The following is a 17,139-nucleotide window of genomic DNA, read 5'->3' on the forward strand; positions in this document are numbered from 1 at the left end:
GACAAATCCGGTGCGATTATCCCGCCCCTATACTGGGATCAACTGGATGATATGAAAAGAGTAGCGTTTGTTACTTTAATCCACACTCCCGCACGAGAAGCCACCTTGATGACCTGACCTGCTCCTTCCAGGTGGTGATTCCAACACAAGCTTCCCAAACGGGAAACTACCTGTGCCGAGTGGACTCACGCCCTCGGCAGGCTCGTTTTCAATCCACGCTCCCCATTCAGGGAGCGACCCTTACGGTGTAACAGCAACAGGCACTTCCCAAGTCGTTTCAATTCACGATCCCGTACGGGGGCGACACAAAGCTGCTAACCTTTCCATAAATGCCGTAGCAGTTTCAATCCATACTCCCATTCAGGGAGCGACTCGACAAGATTATGCGATTGCTGGACATGGTGCAGTTTCAATCCATGCTCCCATACAGGGAGCGACCGTGCCGCGGCCGCAAAGGGCCTATCTGTGTGAGTTTCAATCCACGCTCTCATACAGGGAGCGACCGCCGGCCTAATCGATGTAATACAACTTTCTGAAGTTTCAATGCACGCTCCCATACAGGGAGCGACAACCAATGGCCCCTCCAGGCTCCGAAAGCGGAGCGTTTCAACCCACGCCCCCTTACAGGGAGCGACGACGAGCTGCCATTCTGTCGGCAAATAGCCAAAGTTTCAAACCCACGCTCCCCTAACAGGGAGCGACATAACGGCTTTCGGGATTGCTCTCAATTCAAGCGTTTCAACCCACGCTTTCCATACAGGGAGCGACAATGGCCGTCAACACGTACAACGTTTCCGACGAGCTGTTTCAACCCACGCTCCCCATACAGGGAGCTACGAAAATCCGCCAGCAAGCGTACCTGTTCAAAGGGTTTCAATCCACGCTCCCCACACGGGGAGCGACGATCCGCGGTCGTGAGCGGCTTTGTTGACCTGGCAGTTTCAATCCACGCTCCCCACACGGGAAGCGACTGATATCCTACCCTTAGGAATACCTGTTTGTTCTGTTTCAATCCACGCTCCCCACACGGGGAGCGACCTCTCGCAACTCCGGTAATGTTCGCCGCAGTAAGAGTTTCAATCCACGCTCCCCACACGGGGAGCGACACGGTGCAAAATCACCTTCGATAGACATTCCAATTGGTTTCAATCCACGCTCCCCACACGGGGAGCGACGGACAATGGTGTCCCCGGCCAACTCGGCATCGATGTTTCAATCCACGCTCCCCACACGGGGAGCGACCGTTAATATTCGGCGCGGGCGTAGGGCGTCCAGTGTTTCAATCCACGCTCCCCACACGGGGAGCAACCCTCGCTGGGTGGCATCCCTCCGGCCGTGGCCGGTTTCAATCCACGCTCCCCACACGGGGAGCGACCGAGCTTGCAGGTATTCCAGTCCTTTACCTACGGGGTTTCAATCCACGCTCCCCACACGGGGAGCGACTAACACGGGGGTGCTGTCTACAACCCTTCTTTCAAGTTTCAATCCACGCTCCCCACACGGGGAGCGACAAAATCTACGTGACCGAGATCCATGCCGACAACGTGTTTCAATCCACGCTCCCCACACGGGGAGCGACGGGAGGCCTGTTGGCAATCCGTTTTCTTCAATCATGTTTCAATCCACGCTCCCCACACGGGGAGCGACGCCAGTATCAGCATCCGCTGCACCTGGCCGGCGAGGTTTCAATCCACGCTAACCACACGGGGAGCGACGATTATCTACGCGGATCGTGATGGGTTCTATTGCGTTTCAATCCACGCTCCCCACACGGGGAGCGACCCGAAACGCAGAGGGTACAGACATCCCTTGGGCAGAGTTTCAATCCACGCTCCCCACACGGGGAGCGACGGCGATGACCTTGTATTGCTGCGGCTTCATACTTGTTTCAATCCACGCCCCCCACACGGGGAGCGACCCCGGCGAGGATGCATGGCCGAATCAACTGTTCGGGGTTTCAATCCACGCCCCCCACACGGGGAGCGACGAGGCTAAGGCTTCCCAAGGAGGGATAGCGATGATGGTTTCAATCCACGCCCCCCACACGGGGAGCGACCAAAGAGGCCATGGAACTGATCCAGGGGACTTGGCTGTTTCAATCCACGCTCCCCACACGGGGAGCGACATACGCGGATACGTCACGACATTCAAACGGCAATTTGTTTCAATCCACGCTCCCCACACGGGGAGCGACCGGAGACAGGCGTTTGGCTGAGCATGGCAACAAAGTTTCAATCCACGCTCCCCACACGGGGAGCGACCGGCCCCCAAGTCTCTTCGAGAGATAACCACACCTGTTTCAATCCACGCTCCCCACACGGGGAGCGACTCTGTTGAGGTTCAACAGTATCTCAACAAAACTGTTTCAATCCACGCTCCCCACACGGGGAGCGACTCGTTACGGACTGGAGCGCGAAGACTTTGCATCAGTTTCAATCCACGCTCCCCACACGGGGAGCGACTACGTTCATATTCTTAGCGATACGAAAGGATGAGGTTTCAATCCACGCTCCCCACACGGGGAGCGACGACGGCGGAGATAGAGCGGCTGACGGCAGAGCGGTTTCAATCCACGCTCCCCACACGGGGAGCGACCCTGGTGCTGGTCCGGGACATCGACGAGGATGAGTTTCAATCCACGCTCCCCACACGGGGAGCGACTTTTGACACGCTGGGCCGTCCGGTTAAGGGCGGAGTTTCAATCCACGCTCCCCACACGGGGAGCGACAGCAAAAATCACCTAAAACCATCTAATAAAGGTATGGAAAAAGTTCATTTCGCCTTAAAACAAATAAATAAGGTATGCTACGATACTTGACTACATTTCACTCATCCGAAAATAGATTGTTTTCGACAATTTTCGAGGTGCGAATCCCCCAAGGTTTTTATGGGAGCTTCCCATTCGAACCAAAGTACTGCTCCTATAGAATCAGCGGACTATCCATATCGTAAGCAGGTTTTGCCCCGATATGCTCGACCTTTGTTTTATATCTGTCGCCCATATTGTAAAACCTCAAGCTGTCCGTATCCGGGTTAATCAGCTCCTCTAACTCAAACCGAAGACGTCGAAACTGAGTCGAATCAACGACACATTCAAACACTGAGTTCTGCACCCGCTGTCCGTAATCCTGGCATTTTTTCGCTACCTGCGAAAGACGCCTGCGTCCCTCACTGGTAATGGTACTTACGTCGTACGTAATCAATACGAGCATTCCGTCGACCTCCTCCCTATTTCCACAGTAAAGGCGGATACTCATCCAGATCGCCACGAATCGTTCGGGCCAGCAGCATCGCTTGCGCATAGGGCACCAGTCCCCAGGAAATCGAATCGTTCAAAAAAGGGTGGACGATCTTCTCCTGTTTCCGCTCCTGCCAGGCTTTGAGCACCTTTTTACGGGTTTCGTCGTCCATCAGAACAGCCCCATTTTCTTTCCGGGTGAACCCATCTGCGGAGACGATCTTCTTATTAATCAATGTCAGTACAAACCGGTCTGCGTAGACGGAACGAAGCTCCTCCATCAAGTCGAGCGCCAACGAAGCCCGTCCCGGTCGATCTCGGTGCATAAAGCCGACATAAGCATCCAGTCCTGCCGCCTCGAGGGCGGCTCTCATCTCGTTCGCTAACAAGGAATAGGCAAAAGAAAGCAATGCATTGACGTTATCTAGCGGCGGGCGCTTGTTTCGTCCATGAAAGAAAAAATTCTCTTTTTGCTGCAAGATAAGCTGGTCGAATACCGAATTGTACTGCACCGCTGCTGAGCCTTCCAATCCGCGAAGCACATTAAGCTCCTCGGCTTTGCGGGCAAATCCCATCGTTTCCGTCAGGGAGGCGCTGACCTGCTTCAGCTTTTGGACATTCAGCCGGAGCGGATAATCCCGAGCCGCCCTCTCCAGCACCCATTTCATATTATAGAGCTTGCCCACGATCATATTGCGAGCCATCAATGCGCTTCGCCGCTCGTCGTCAGAAACGCGATATTGTTCCTTTCTCAACACGACATTTCCTTTGGACTCCCCAACTATACGTGCCAGGAAACGACCGTTCCTCGTCATAAACGCCAAGTCGATCCCTCGCTCCGCACACGCACCCATCAATGCAGGACTGACGCCGGCGTACCCAAACGTGCAGACTGCCTCCAGATTATGCAGCGGGTACCGGGCGAGCGGCTTGTCATCCAGTCGAATGACTATATTCTCCCCATCCTTGGACAGGTACGTATCCGGCGTCGTAATAAACAAAGTATTGAGCAGCTTTTTCATCGAGCGGCCCCGCCTTCTTCCTCTTTCAAACGGCTATCGATATAGCTTGTCGCCGATCGTCTACTCATCAGCTCCGGCAAACAGACGGAATGCAGGGAGCAGCTGTCGCAATGGGGTCCGGTTTTCACCTTGGGCGTATGCGTTCGTTCGTAGTAACGATGCATTTCGATGATGGAGCTTTTCACGCGCTGCCTGTCTTCTTCCGTAACCGTTACCTCGACACGCCGCTTGATCTCATCATAGAAAAAGAAGCCGACCGACAGCTCGCAGGCCAGCATCTCCTCCAGACAAATCAACTGAGCCACAAGCTGGGAAAAATCGGAATCGTTCTTTTTCGGCTTCCCCCGCTTGTACTCGACCGGGTAAGGCTTGTACATTCCTTCTTCGCCAGCTAGTGGTATTCCGTCCGCTTCGCGCACAAACTCAACGACATCACAGATTCCGGTTATGCCCAGCTCTCTCGAATGAACCGGCATCGCACGCACAACCAGCCGGTCCCCCCTTTTCTCGCGGGTAAACGGCTGATCCGCCACTCGGTGCAAATGCTCTCCCTCGACCGTGCGCACATTGTCCACCCATTGCTGCTCAATATGAATCAATGCCCATTGCCTGCGGCAAAAATGAAAATGCTGGATTCCCGAAAGAAGCAGGTAGTCTTCTTCCTTATATTCCGGCATACTCTTGCACATCCAGACCTTCAAGCGGCAGCAAGGCAATCTCATAGTCTTCTACATCTCTAGGCAACGTTACGCCGTCTTTCAAAGAAATCTGCAAGGAGCGGTGCACCTTGGCCGAGGAATATTGACCCAGCTTGGAGTTATGCTCCCACCAATAAACACGGTGAACCTCCATGCTGCCGTCTGGACGCGCTGATGAGGCGTCGTTTTCGAATAGTGTGACCAGCGCCTCGCGGATTTTCAATGCATCCTCATACGAAAATCCGGTTCGCTCCGCAAGCTGCACGTTGATGCTTCCTTTGAACACGTAAACGCCAAAATCAACGCGATGCTTCATGCCCATCGTATCCGAGCCCCTCTTGTCAGGGTCAGAGCCTGTCGTAAGATTGACGCTCTTCGTAATTTGCAAGCTAGTAATATCAATAGGCTCCAGGCTCACCGCCGTATGAATGGATACGGGACCGCGTACGCCGATTGAAACCGCATCGTTGCCAGGGAAAGCAAACACTTGACCAAAACCGCGTACATCAAGCCAGGATTCGCAGGCTGCCTTCGCGAAAAGCTCGCTATTTTTCTTTTTGCCTTTGATGAATTCCTGCACTTCGGCGTTGCCGTCGACTCGATCCTTGATGCTGCGAAACGAATCTGATCGCCGATCATCCGACTGCACCAAAATTGCTTCACCCAGATCCTGCAGTCGGTTGCGGATTTTCCGCTTCAGGCATACGTCGGAGATTTCTCCTTTGCCATCATAGTTTTGACGCGGCCTATTGCCGTTCAGCGGATCCCCGTTTGGGTTGGCATTGTGCACAGACAAGACAACGGCAAAGTCGATTTTCCGATCCAATGGTTTCATGGCGATATCGCTCCTTAATCGGGTTTAGAGTTATTGGAGTGAACAATTTATAAAGGTGAACAGTTAGTCCTCTGTTGTTTCGCTTTTTTCGTCCTCGATGTATGAATCAATTTTTTTATAGTTGTTCAACTCGTGACGCTGGCTGTAGTATCCAAGCAGGTACTTTCCGTTTAACGGCTGGTCCGAAAAATCATTCGGATCCATTTTTGTACTGATGTCACCCATCAGCTTTTTGTAATAGCCGGCTTTAGGACCCAGCTTGACGAGATAGGGCTGAATCGCCCCATGAATGACGGTCCAGGTTCGCATTGGGCGCTGAGCAAAAACATTCATATACCGGATCGCATTGGTAGCCCGTTTCTCCTCTGATCCAAGCTGTCTTCTTTCCAGAACATCCGCCACGGCCAGCATCTGTCCAAACAGATAGCTTCGATCATCCAATTCCTTGTCCACAGCCACTTCGAGTCCCTCCTTGCGATAGGTTTTGTTCACAAGCGCACAAGCAATGCCAAGCGTCTTCTCCCACTCCCATAACTCCATCGCGACCGGGCTCGAGGCTCGGGCGATGACGCTGCGCACAATATCCCTTGGTACTGGGGCACCGTCAAGAATGCAGGGAAGCATGCGCTCAATCAACCCCTTTACAACCTTGTCGCTCGCCCTTGGGCCATAAGCAGCAAAGGCAATGTCCCTCGTTGCCGGAGCTCCCATTAACAAAAGCGTCCTGCCGTTTTTCCGATAAGGCTGTAGCCAGCAGCAAGATAAATGCCACTCCTCGATTCGCTGCAAAAAGTGCTCTTTCTCCACATCTCGATAGTAGGTCATAGACATTCGTCCAGGGGTTGCCGCATCCAAAACCATAATGATGACATCCGAATGGTAGTCCTCCTGGTCATGCCGATAACCGCTGATGGCGAGCCGGACACGCCTGGCGTACATTTCATGTGTCCCATCCCCTTCCTCCGCTTCCCCACGGTCTTCCTCGTCGAGCAAATCATCCGTGTCTGCGAAAGGATCGGGCACCTCAAGGCTTTTCGTCCCCCATAGGACAAAAACCTTGCCATCAATCGTGAACGATTGCTTTTCAATCAGCCATTTCAAGGCATTATGTGCTTTCTGTGATACCTCATAGCTTACCGCAGCGGCATTTCGGCTTGTCCCGAATCGGCCTCGATAAGTAAATCCCGAGCTGTCATTGGCTGAGATCAGCTTGGACTTGTCACCTGAATGGCGAATGCGGGAAGCATGCTTGTCGGCATATGGAAGCTGCTTTCCAGTTACATAACAGAGCTCCGTATCCAGCAGCTTCGTATTGTAAAAGTCAATAAAGGACTGTTGTACGTCCCGTCTGCGCCACAGCCGCGCCTCAGGCACTCCAGGCACCTCGACGGCAAACCGAACAAATGCTGCATTCTGGCCGGATGCGATTACCTTAAAGATGTCTGGCTTCTCCACTCCGTAGGCTTCCGCCAGTTCCGGCGTCCACTTCTCAGCCAATTGACCTTCTCCATCCAGCCATAACACCTTCTCATTTATCAGGTCGGCCAGAAGCGTACCTTTATGCACGTACTGATAGACGCTGCATAAAGTTGGTACAGAAAATGAAGACTCGCTCCATTCCTTTAATTGTTCAACGTAATCTTCATAAGGCGTATACTTGGAAATCGGTGAGCAATAGCGGCCGTAGTCCCCTGCAACATACATAAGTTTGTCGTGAAGCGGATAAGGAACAGGAGCGCTTGTACGGCTCGCGGACGCCTCCGTACAAGGGATGATCGTACTCCCGCTCTCCTTATCGACGACCTTCGCCCTCAAAAAACAGCCTTGCTCATCCAGATGGATTTCAATATGGGTAGTTTGTGTGGTATGGGAGAGCGGAAGTAGAGTGTATTCTCGATCGTAGCGATTCTTCTCGAATTTTCCGACATAGTCGGTGTGATTATCATAGGTTTCGTTCAGTTTGGCCAGCCAGGTCATGCGTCAGCCTCCTCCCTCCGCAAACCATTCCTCGTAAAGCTTGTCCGCCGGCTCCATGTTGCCGGGGCCAAACGGCTTGATGCTTCCTTTGCCCGTCTGACGGGTGAGCGTACATTCTTCGGGACGTTTAAAATGGATAATTCCTCTTTGCATTTTTGCGCGCCATAAACGGGTTTCAAGCTCCTCGCGGCCAGTTTCGTCCGGGTAGCTGATTCCGTGCACCATGACTCCAAAATCAAGCTCAGGCGTTTCGTCGTAATATCCTTGACCGGAGCCAAATTCGCAAAATTCAACATATCCCTGGCATTCACGGGCGCCGAGGAAGATATCCCTTCGCCCACCGGCTACCACAGCTCTTTTGGCAATATTGTGATGCTTGTGTTCGTTGCGGTCATGTGCCAGTTCTTCGCGATGGGGGTTGAACTCGAAATGGGCCCGCACCTGATAACGGACGTCTTTTAAGTAGGTGTAGTAGGCCAAGGTGTTGCCACCACTGTATTCGATTGGCCGCATACCTTTTGATTCCGTCTGGATCGGGTTCATGATCCGGACTTCGTCTATGTACCAAATAAGAGTGGGCTTCCAATAGACCGATTCCGTAATTCCCTTGAGAGCCTGGTAAGTCGGCACATGATAGCTGAACTTCTCCCCGCCGATTTTGGTCAGAGGATCGGTGAACAAAGCATATGTGCCTGTAACCTCAAATTCGATTTGATTTCTCAAAAGGAGAACCTCCTTTTTATTCAAATAATCGCTGGCTGAAACTCCCCATCTCCGGCTGGATCTACGCCGTACTCCTTCGAATATGCCGTCTCGTTCAACGCCATTACTCTACCTTGAAACAGATAATTCAAGTTCCCACCCTTATCCAGTTGGCGAAGCTCCTGGTCATACAAATTAACCGTGTAGGGCTGGGCTTTTCGCAGCCAATCTCCCAGCTCATTCGACCCAAGCTCTCCGTTTAAAGCTAAAATAATCTCGGATGCATCGTCATTATACGGTACAATAACGGACTTCCCGGCATTTGAGATCACCTCGAAATGTCGTTCCACCGTCGCGATTGAACTGCGAATATACAACGGAGGAGCTACCTTATGTTTATCTTTGTACCGGTTGCATAAGGCAGTATTGAGGTCCAGCAACGAATATAAAGCAAACCCTTCTTTGGAAACCGGATAGTCCATCTTTTCCTTGATCTTGTCGTAGTAATAACAGAAATACAAATCCATCGCTTTTATGGAGAGCAACTGATGGTCAAAACATTGGGGCTTGCGTCTGAATTCGCCCAGCAACCGTTCCGTCTGTTCTGCTCCCAGCTTGATCTCCGGCAAGCTGCGCAAGCTTTCTTCAGCCGATCGAATAATGTACACATTACGCAGCGAATCCTTGCCGTGCCGATTGCACCTCCCCGCTGCTTGGGCAATCGAATCCAACCCGGCGAGAGATCGGATGACGCATTGGAAACTGATATCCACACCTGCCTCAATCAACTGCGTACTGATACAGATGACTCTCTCTTTTCCCAGTGAGTTGCGGATTGCATCCAATCTTTCCTTGCGATGCGCCGGGCACATGAAAGTGCTCAAGTGATAAAGCATGACACCTTCCTCGTTGATCCATTCCTGCGCTTTCAGAAAATCAAAAAGCTTTCGTACCGCCGTCTTCGTATTGAGAATAACAAGCAAGCTGTCAATTTCATTCATCTGCTCCGAGACGAATGCAGCCAGCTGCTCGGTTGTCATCGCCCCTTGGCAAGTGGCATCCTGCAGTTCCACCCTTTTAAACTGTGTCAGTACCTGATTCGGATTGCGAATCATTTCCGGCTCGGGAGAAAGATGCACGTTCCGCCGGACATGCTGGAGCGCAGGCTGGGTAGCAGTACAAAGAACAACGGACGAGCCGCATATGCCATGCAGAAAGTTGACGGCGCTGTTAAACAACGAGATGCAATGAGAAGGCACCGCCTGCACCTCATCAAAGATTACAACCGCATTGGCCAGTTGATGCAAGCGCCTTGCATTGCGGGACCCCTTGGCATAAAACGTGTTCAGGAATTGAACCATCGTGGTAAATATAATCGGACGATCCCAGATATCTCGGGCCAGACGCAGCTTCTTCCGCTCCAGATCATAGGTTTGATCCTCTTCTTCCTCGTCTGGATATTGTTCAGAATCCAGCCATTTCCGCAGATCAAAATCTTCCGCCACGTTGGAATGATGCTCCAGAATCATGTCATCGTTTTGGACGATTTTCCTAATCTCGGCTACGTTTTGCTCAATAATGGTTGTGTAAGGCAAAACATATATGATTCTTTCCTTACCTGTCTCTATGGCATGACGCAAAGCATAGCGAAAGCTCGCAAGCGTTTTTCCGCCTCCTGTAGGGATAGACAATGTGTAAATGCCGGAAGGGCGTTCAACGGCAAACTCATCGCATTGTTTGGACATCTCGGAGCGAAGACGATTGATCGGATGACCAGCATCGTCGGCATTTGAGAAGCCGTCGATTTTATCAAGCAAGGATCGATAGGCTTTGGAGAAAAAGACATGGCTCTCAAAGACAGGAGCGTCCTGTTCCCCTTCTTCAAATTGCCTCGTCATGGTCCGATCCGCATCAATCAGGCAACTAAATAGATACTTCACTGTCAGCGAGGCAGTAATGGACGGTGGTTTGCAGACTTTCATGCGTTCAACGAGCTGCTGCATCTCCTCTTTGGCCTTCTCAAAATAAGCTACCAATTCGGCCTGTCCCATTGTAGTAGAAAGAAATTCTTCAATAGCCTGTTCATACCCGGGCAGCTTATCGATTTGGGTTTCAATCCGCTTCAGAAACGGAGAATTTCCATCTGGATCTATATAGTCCTTCAGGCCCCCATGATGAGAAAGGATGCCGTTGGCTATCCATTCTGTCGTTCGCTTGTCTGCTGTACTGTCCGTGTTTCGATGAAATTGTTCATACAGCCACTTGCCGCCTGCCGTAGAGTGATCCACCGAGCCCCGCTTTGGAGGAGCATGGGGGTTGGCTACCGCCATTTCAATATACATCTTGAATTGAGTCGTGTTCTTCCCCATGTCATGCAGCAAGCCCGACAGACCTGCAAGATGTTTTGCTCCGATTTTGGCTCCAAGCTTCTCAGCGTATTGTTGAACCGATAGAAGGTGGTCATGGACTGATTCCCGCTGACCGTCCAATTGCCGGATATGAGCTACGAATTCAGTTTGGCTTGCATGATCTACACTCCTCGGCATCCTCTTCCCTCCTAGAAATACAGGACCTAAGAACCTTTTTTACAGTTACTCCGAGATAGGGTTCGACAATTATACACACAAACCTTCTTAAATAATGGAAAATATTCCAGTATAGATTTGGATGTGATTTAATCCCGGTTAAGAATGAACATTCGGGTTGGCAATAATATTTTTGTTCATTATGATAGGGGCAGCAATCCTTGTGCGAATGGCAAGCTCCCATAAAAAACCGGGGAGATTCGCACCTCGAAACTTGTCGAATGAAGTTCATTTTTAGAAAAAGGTTATTTCGTCAATCCTCGATGCATACCTATTTTGATTGCAAAATTCGCGAAAACAGCAATTCTCATACCTTTCCAGAAAGGTTCGAGGCTGTTTCCGCTGTCGCTCCCCGCATGGGGAGCGTGGATTGAAATTACTGCTCGTTAGTCTATTGAATGCTTTTTGGGTGAGTCGCTCCCCGCATGGGGAGCGTGGATTGAAATCGGCTGTAGAGTCGGCCTACACTCGAATTGCAAAGTCGCTCCCCGCATGGGGAGCGTGGATTGAAATCCCCGGCCCAAGTACCGAATGAAGACACAGTCGGCGTCGCTCCCCGCATGGGGAGCGTGGATTGAAATCTTGCTATGGCCAGCGCGGCATCGGATGGGGAAAGTCGCTCCCCGCATGGGGAGCGTGGATTGAAATATGGACAAGCAGCTATTTTACATTTTCGATGATGTGTCGCTCCCCGCATGGGGAGCGTGGATTGAAATAGTCCGAGTGGGTGCAAGGTATGGGTGCCTTTACGGTCGCTCCCCGCATGGGGAGCGTGGATTGAAATAGGAGTCGGTGAAGCTTTGCTATGGGTGATAGGCGTCGCTCCCCGCATGGGGAGCGTGGATTGAAATCCTGGACGCATTATATCAATCTGAGCGGCCAGGGTCGCTCCCCGCATGGGGAGCGTGGATTGAAATTCCCATCCCTTGAGGCCGCCTGGGGTGGTTGGTCGCGTCGCTCCCCGCATGGGGAGCGTGGATTGAAATGGCACCAATTCCGTTTGCACAGACGTTATCGTAGTCGCTCCCCGCATGGGGAGCGTGGATTGAAATTTCGATCAAAATAAACACCGATGGTTCAATGTTTGTCGCTCCCCGCATGGGGAGCGTGGATTGAAATCGTCATCGGCACCCGGCCCGCGCACTCAATTTAGTCGCTCCCCGCATGGGGAGCGTGGATTGAAATATGAGCGGTCATAATATCGTCTCCTTCGTTTATTAGGTCGCTCCCCGCATGGGGAGCGTGGATTGAAATAACGAGGCGGTAGAAGCTCTTGATAAGGTGCAGGGTCGCTCCCCGCATGGGGAGCGTGGATTGAAATCCCTTGCTTGCCGCCTTTGTTTACCACCCGATACTGGTCGCTCCCCGCATGGGGAGCGTGGATTGAAATTCCGAAATGACGTGCCAGATATGCTGCAGCCAAACGTCGCTCCCCGCATGGGGAGCGTGGATTGAAATGCATTCCTCCGTTCGTATCTAATCATGCTCAGCGTCGCTCCCCGCATGGGGAGCGTGGATTGAAATTTTTGAGGGGCGTGATGTCATGAGTAACGAACAGTCGCTCCCCGCATGGGGAGCGTGGATTGAAATGCCAGTTCGGCTATCTCCACCTGGAGTGCAAGGTCGCTCCCCGCATGGGGAGCGTGGATTGAAATCCATGGGCTGGCAGACTCGTTGAGATGGAAGCCGCGGTCGCTCCCCGCATGGGGAGCGTGGATTGAAATCAGCGATAAAGGTACTTGAGCGCGGAGGCTGTGTTCGTCGCTCCCCGCATGGGGAGCGTGGATTGAAATAACGAAATTGTCACAATCAAAACCCCAAATTACGTCGCTCCCCGCATGGGGAGCGTGGATTGAAATCTATTCTCGGACGGTGACGCAGAGCACCTGCAAATTCGCTCCCCGCATGGGGAGCATGGATTGAAATCGAATAGACGTCGACCTCCTGGAGCGCAAGGAACAATCAACGTCGCTCCCCGCATGGAGAGGTATATGAAAACTGATGGCTATTGTCAGAACGGTTCCGAACACCGGGGCGACTCTCTATAGGGGGAGCGTGAGTTTAATCTGTCCCCCTACACAAATGACATTAATAAGAATCGCTCCCCTTATGGGGAGCGTGGTTTGAAACTTTATTGCGTTCGTGACTAGCCTGATTATGCCGGGTACGGAAGTGATTTACCAACCAACATTACATCCCGCTACTCCCCGCCCCCATACTTGCTCCGCAGCCTCCGCACCGCATCCATCAGCTCCCGCCCCGCGAGCTTCTCCGCCTGTCCGTACAGCGGCTCCCACAGAGCCATCCACTCCCGCCGCTCCGGCTCCTGCAGGTCGGCGATATTCATCCAGCGGCCGCTCCGCATTTCCGCGAGCTCCTTGCGGCTCATTTCCCGAGCGCTCTCGTTGGCCCAGCCGGTCGTCTCCCGCATCGCCTCCTGGATGATGGCCTGCACATCCGGCGGCAGGCTTTCCCAGAAGGAGCGGTTCATCAGCACGGCGTACCCGAGATAGGCGTGATTGCTGACCGTCATGTATTTCTGCACCTGATAGAACTTCTTGCTGTAAATATTCGTGATCGTATTCTCCCCGCCGTCGACCGCTCCGCTTTCGTAAGCCTTGTACACGCTGTTGAACGGAATGTCCGCCGTCGAGGCGCCCAGAGCCCGGAACTGGGCATCGACGATCGCGCCCGGCAGGATGCGGAATTTCAGGCCGCTGAAATCCTCGGGATGCACAAGGGGCTTGTCGCTCGACGTCATCTGCTTGAACCCGTTGCCCCAGAAGGCGAGGCCGATCATCCCCCGGCTCTCCAGCCGCTTGAACAGCAGCGAGCCGACCTCGCCGCTGAACGCCTCCTCCACCGCCTCTTCCGTGCGGAAGGCGAAGGGCAGGTCCATGACGCTCCACTCCGGCATCCGGGCCGACAGATTGGAAAAGGCCGGCGCGATCATCTGCACATCCCCGCGAGCCAGAGCGGCCTGCTCGTCCGGCTCCGTGAACAGCGTTCCGTTCGGGAACAGCTGCACCTGCACCTTGCCGCCGGACTTCTCCTCCACCAGATCGGCGAACCGCTGCGCGGCCAGCCCCTTGGGCGTATTCTCCGCCACGACGAAGCTGAACTTGATGACATGCCTGCCGCTGAAGCCCATCTGCTCGTCATCCTCCGGCAGCGGGCCGGGCAGCTTGTACCCTCCAAGCCAGAACATGGACAGCACGGCAGCAGCCGCCAGCAGCAGACCGCCGCCCCACAGCCTGAACCTTCTTCCGCTCATTCCTCCGCGCCTCCCTCCTCATTTCGGCCTTGTCCTCAGCCCTCATCCCCGTCTCTATGAACCTCATCTTATCCTACCCGGCGGCTGTTGGAGAAGCCCGCCCCCGAGATTTCCGCAGGTTTGCAGGCCTCATGCACTGGTGTATGATGATGGGAAAAGGGCATGTTGACCCTATTCCATCCCGCAAGGAGGCAGGTCCGACCATGCTCAAGCCGCTCAAAATCAACTGGAAAATCGCCCTGCTCTCCTTCGGCGTCGTGCTGTTCGCGCTCATAGCCGGCGGCGGCGTGGCGGTCGGAAGCATCCTCCATCTGCAGGAGGAGGAGCTCGGCAGGCGGCTGCTCGTCACCGCAAGGACGGCGGCCCGCCTTCCCGAGATCGCCGCCGGGCTGGAGGAAGAGGCCCGGCAGCCCCAGCTGCGGGAGGCCGCCGAGCGGATCGGCATCATCCATGACGCCACGTATGTGGTGGTCATGGACATGCAGCATAAGCGGCTGTCCCATCCGGTGCCGGACCGTGTCGGCACTTATTCCCGGGGTACCGACGAAGGGCCGGCCTTCGCCTAGCACAGCTATGTCTCCAAGGCGAAGGGCGAGCTCGGAACCGCGCTGCGCGCCTTTGTCCCGGTCATGGACAGCTCGCACATGCAGATCGGCACCGTGCTCGTCGGCCGCGTCCTCCCCTCTCCCGGAGAGGTCATTCTGCCCTTCGCCGGGCAGATCTCCGCCATCCTGCTGCTGTCGCTGCTGGTCGGCCTCGCCGGCTCCTGGGCGCTGGCAAGGCAGATCAAGAAGGATATGTTCAATATGGAGCCGCTGGAGATCGCCCGGCTGCTGGTGGAGCGGGACGCGACCTTTCATGCGATGCACGAGGGCGTCATCGCCATCCACAACGACGAGCGGATCGCCGTCTTCAACGAGCGGGCACGCCAGATCTTTCATATCGGCGGCGAAGTGGTCGGACGGCCTATCCGCGAGGTTCTCCCGGATACCCGGCTGCCGGAGATTCTGGAGCTGGACGCTCCGGTCTATCAGCAGGAAATCTTCATCGGCGGCCAGCATATTGTCAGCAACCGCGTGCCGATCCGCGTGCAGGGGCATACCGTCGGCGCCGTAGCCATCTTCCAGGACCGGACCGAGGTCGCCCGGATGGCGGAGGAGCTGACCGGGGTCAAGGCGTTCGTGGACACGGTCCGGGTCCAGAACCACGAGTACATGAACCGGCTGCATACGATCGGGGGGCTGATCCAGCTCGGGCAGGGCGAGCAGGCGCTCGACTATCTGTTCCGCATGTCGGGCGAGCGCGAGGAGCTGAACCGGTTTCTCGGCACCCAATTTTTCCATGACAGCCTGACCGGGCTGCTGCTCGGCAAAATCAGCCGCGGCCGGGAGCTCGGCATCGATGTGCAGATCGATCCCCACAGCCGGCTGCAGCGTTTCCCGGAGCATCTCGACCACCATGATTTCGTCGTCCTGCTCGGCAATCTGATCGAGAACGCCTTCGATTCGCTGGCGGAGGCTCCCGAGCCCAGACGCGTGCTCGTCAGCCTGGAGCAGGACGACGAGCAGCTGTCTCTGCTCGTCGAGGACAACGGCTGCGGCATGGACGAGCATGTCCGCCGCCGCATGTTCGAGCGCGGCTTCAGCACCAAGCCCGGAGACGGCCGGGGCATCGGCATGCATCTGATCGCGGGCATCGCGAAGAAGGGCGGCGGAACGATCCAGGTCGAATCCGCGCCCGATGAAGGCACATCCATGACGCTGTTCTTCCCCATGACGGAGAAGAGGCAGCCGGAAACAGGAAGGAGCGAAAATGAAAATGGTTGACGTCATCCTGATCGAAGACGATCCCATGGTCCGCGAGGTCAACCGGCAGTTCGTCGAATCGGTGGAAGGCTTCCGTGTCGTCGGCACCGCTTCGGGCGGACTGGAAGGCATGGAGCTGATCCGAAGAATGAATCCCGACATGGTCATCCTCGACATATACATGCCCGGACTGGACGGCGTTCAGACGCTTCGCCAGCTGCGCAGCGAAGGCCATGCGGCCGGGGTCATCGTCATCAGCGCCGCCAACGACCGGGACACGATCCGCTCCATGGTGCAGGGCGGCGCGGACGACTACATCATGAAGCCGTTCAAGGCGGAGCGCGTGCGTGAAGCTCTCCTGCGCTGGCTCCAGCGCCGCGAGGAGCTTGGCTCCGGCGGAGCGCTGGATCAGGGCGAGCTCGACCGGCTTCTGCACGGCTCAGGCTCGTCGGGCCTTGCTCCTTCATCCCCTCTTTCCAAAAGCGGAGACAGCCTTCCCAAGGGACTCCAGGCGGCGACGCTGGCGCAGATTATCCGTTATCTCGGGCTGCAGCCGGAAGCCGTATCGGCCGAGAGCGTCGCCGAAAACGTCGGCATTGCCCGTGTCACCGCCAGACGGTACTTGGAGCATCTGGCCAAGAGCGGCCAGGTCACCCTCCAGCTTCAATACGGCCTCGGCAGGCCGGTCAACCTTTATTCGCTGAACAAAACTCGCTGAACAATCGTCATGCTCCCCGCAGCCAGCCCTGGCTGCGGGTTTTTGGTCTTTATGCCAGGCGGACAGCGGCAAAGTCTCTCCCGCCGCCTTCTCTCTTCTCCTCCTCCAGGCTCCATACCCTTCATGACCATAAAGACCAAAACAACCATTATGACCGTATGCTAGCGCTTTCAAATGAAAGCGATATCATGAGAACAGAAGCAGCGATCATGAAGCACATCCCCTTCGTCCGCCTTCAGCCCTATGTATCCCTGTCACAGAAAGAACCTATGAACCGAACCTTCA

General features: G+C 54.5%; 9 protein-coding genes, 1 pseudogene and 2 CRISPR repeat arrays. Of the genes and pseudogenes, 2 read left to right on the forward strand and 8 right to left on the reverse strand.

The window, feature by feature from the left end; translation table 11 throughout:
* The first annotated feature begins 735 nt into the window (after nt 1-735).
* Nucleotides 736-2,728: direct repeats of the CRISPR family, unit length 33 nt; unit sequence GTTTCAATCCACGCTCCCCACACGGGGAGCGAC.
* 193 nt (nt 2,729-2,921) lie between these two features.
* From cas2 to VE23_RS13575, 8 genes are all read right to left on the reverse strand, one after another.
* Complete coding sequence (gene cas2 / locus VE23_RS13540) at nt 2,922-3,212, reverse strand: CRISPR-associated endonuclease Cas2 (RefSeq protein ID WP_049868265.1); 291 nt, start codon at nt 3,210-3,212, stop codon at nt 2,922-2,924.
* A gap of 16 nt (nt 3,213-3,228) precedes the next feature.
* Nucleotides 3,229-4,260: a type I-C CRISPR-associated endonuclease Cas1c gene (cas1c, locus tag VE23_RS13545; RefSeq protein WP_049868266.1), complete on the reverse strand. Its 1,032-nt coding sequence runs from the start codon at nt 4,258-4,260 to the stop codon at nt 3,229-3,231.
* Entirely contained in the window at nt 4,257-4,937 is a 681-nt protein-coding gene (gene cas4 / locus VE23_RS13550; RefSeq protein ID WP_049868267.1) for a CRISPR-associated protein Cas4, read from the reverse strand. The genes cas1c and cas4 overlap by 4 nt, the downstream gene beginning before the upstream one ends.
* Nucleotides 4,924-5,793 carry a type I-C CRISPR-associated protein Cas7/Csd2 gene (cas7c, locus tag VE23_RS13555; RefSeq protein WP_049868268.1) on the reverse strand — a complete coding sequence of 290 codons (870 nt, stop codon included), beginning with the start codon at nt 5,791-5,793 and terminating at the stop codon, nt 4,924-4,926. Before cas7c ends, cas4 begins: the two co-directional genes overlap by 14 nt.
* A 63-nt stretch (nt 5,794-5,856) precedes the next feature.
* A complete protein-coding gene (cas8c, locus tag VE23_RS13560; protein WP_049868269.1) occupies nt 5,857-7,770 on the reverse strand; it encodes a type I-C CRISPR-associated protein Cas8c/Csd1 in 1,914 nt (637 codons plus the stop codon).
* Between the two features lie 3 nt (nt 7,771-7,773).
* Nucleotides 7,774-8,493 (reverse strand): type I-C CRISPR-associated protein Cas5c, encoded by a 720-nt coding sequence (gene cas5c, locus VE23_RS13565; RefSeq protein ID WP_049868270.1) that lies wholly within the window; start codon nt 8,491-8,493, stop codon nt 7,774-7,776.
* A gap of 20 nt (nt 8,494-8,513) precedes the next feature.
* Nucleotides 8,514-11,018 (reverse strand): CRISPR-associated helicase/endonuclease Cas3, encoded by a 2,505-nt coding sequence (locus VE23_RS13570; RefSeq protein ID WP_049868271.1) that lies wholly within the window; start codon nt 11,016-11,018, stop codon nt 8,514-8,516.
* Between the two features lie 383 nt (nt 11,019-11,401).
* Nucleotides 11,402-12,983: direct repeats of the CRISPR family, unit length 33 nt; unit sequence GTCGCTCCCCGCATGGGGAGCGTGGATTGAAAT.
* A gap of 274 nt (nt 12,984-13,257) precedes the next feature.
* The gene (locus VE23_RS13575) at nt 13,258-14,331 is read right to left on the reverse strand and encodes a DctP family TRAP transporter solute-binding subunit (protein ID WP_049868272.1); all 1,074 of its coding nucleotides are present in this window, start codon (nt 14,329-14,331) and stop codon (nt 13,258-13,260) included.
* A 203-nt stretch (nt 14,332-14,534) separates the two neighbouring features.
* On the opposite strand from VE23_RS13575, the pseudogene VE23_RS13580 reads away from it, so the two are divergent.
* Nucleotides 14,535-16,157 (forward strand): annotated as a pseudogene (locus VE23_RS13580) (ATP-binding protein).
* Nucleotides 16,150-16,854 carry a response regulator gene (locus tag VE23_RS13585; protein WP_048749694.1) on the forward strand — a complete coding sequence of 235 codons (705 nt, stop codon included), beginning with the start codon at nt 16,150-16,152 and terminating at the stop codon, nt 16,852-16,854. Before VE23_RS13580 ends, VE23_RS13585 begins: the two are co-directional and overlap by 8 nt.
* The last annotated feature ends 285 nt before the right edge of the window (nt 16,855-17,139 follow it).

It is taken from the genome of Paenibacillus sp. D9 (assembly GCF_001188365.1).
Taxonomy (GTDB): domain Bacteria; phylum Bacillota; class Bacilli; order Paenibacillales; family Paenibacillaceae; genus Paenibacillus_O; species Paenibacillus_O humicus.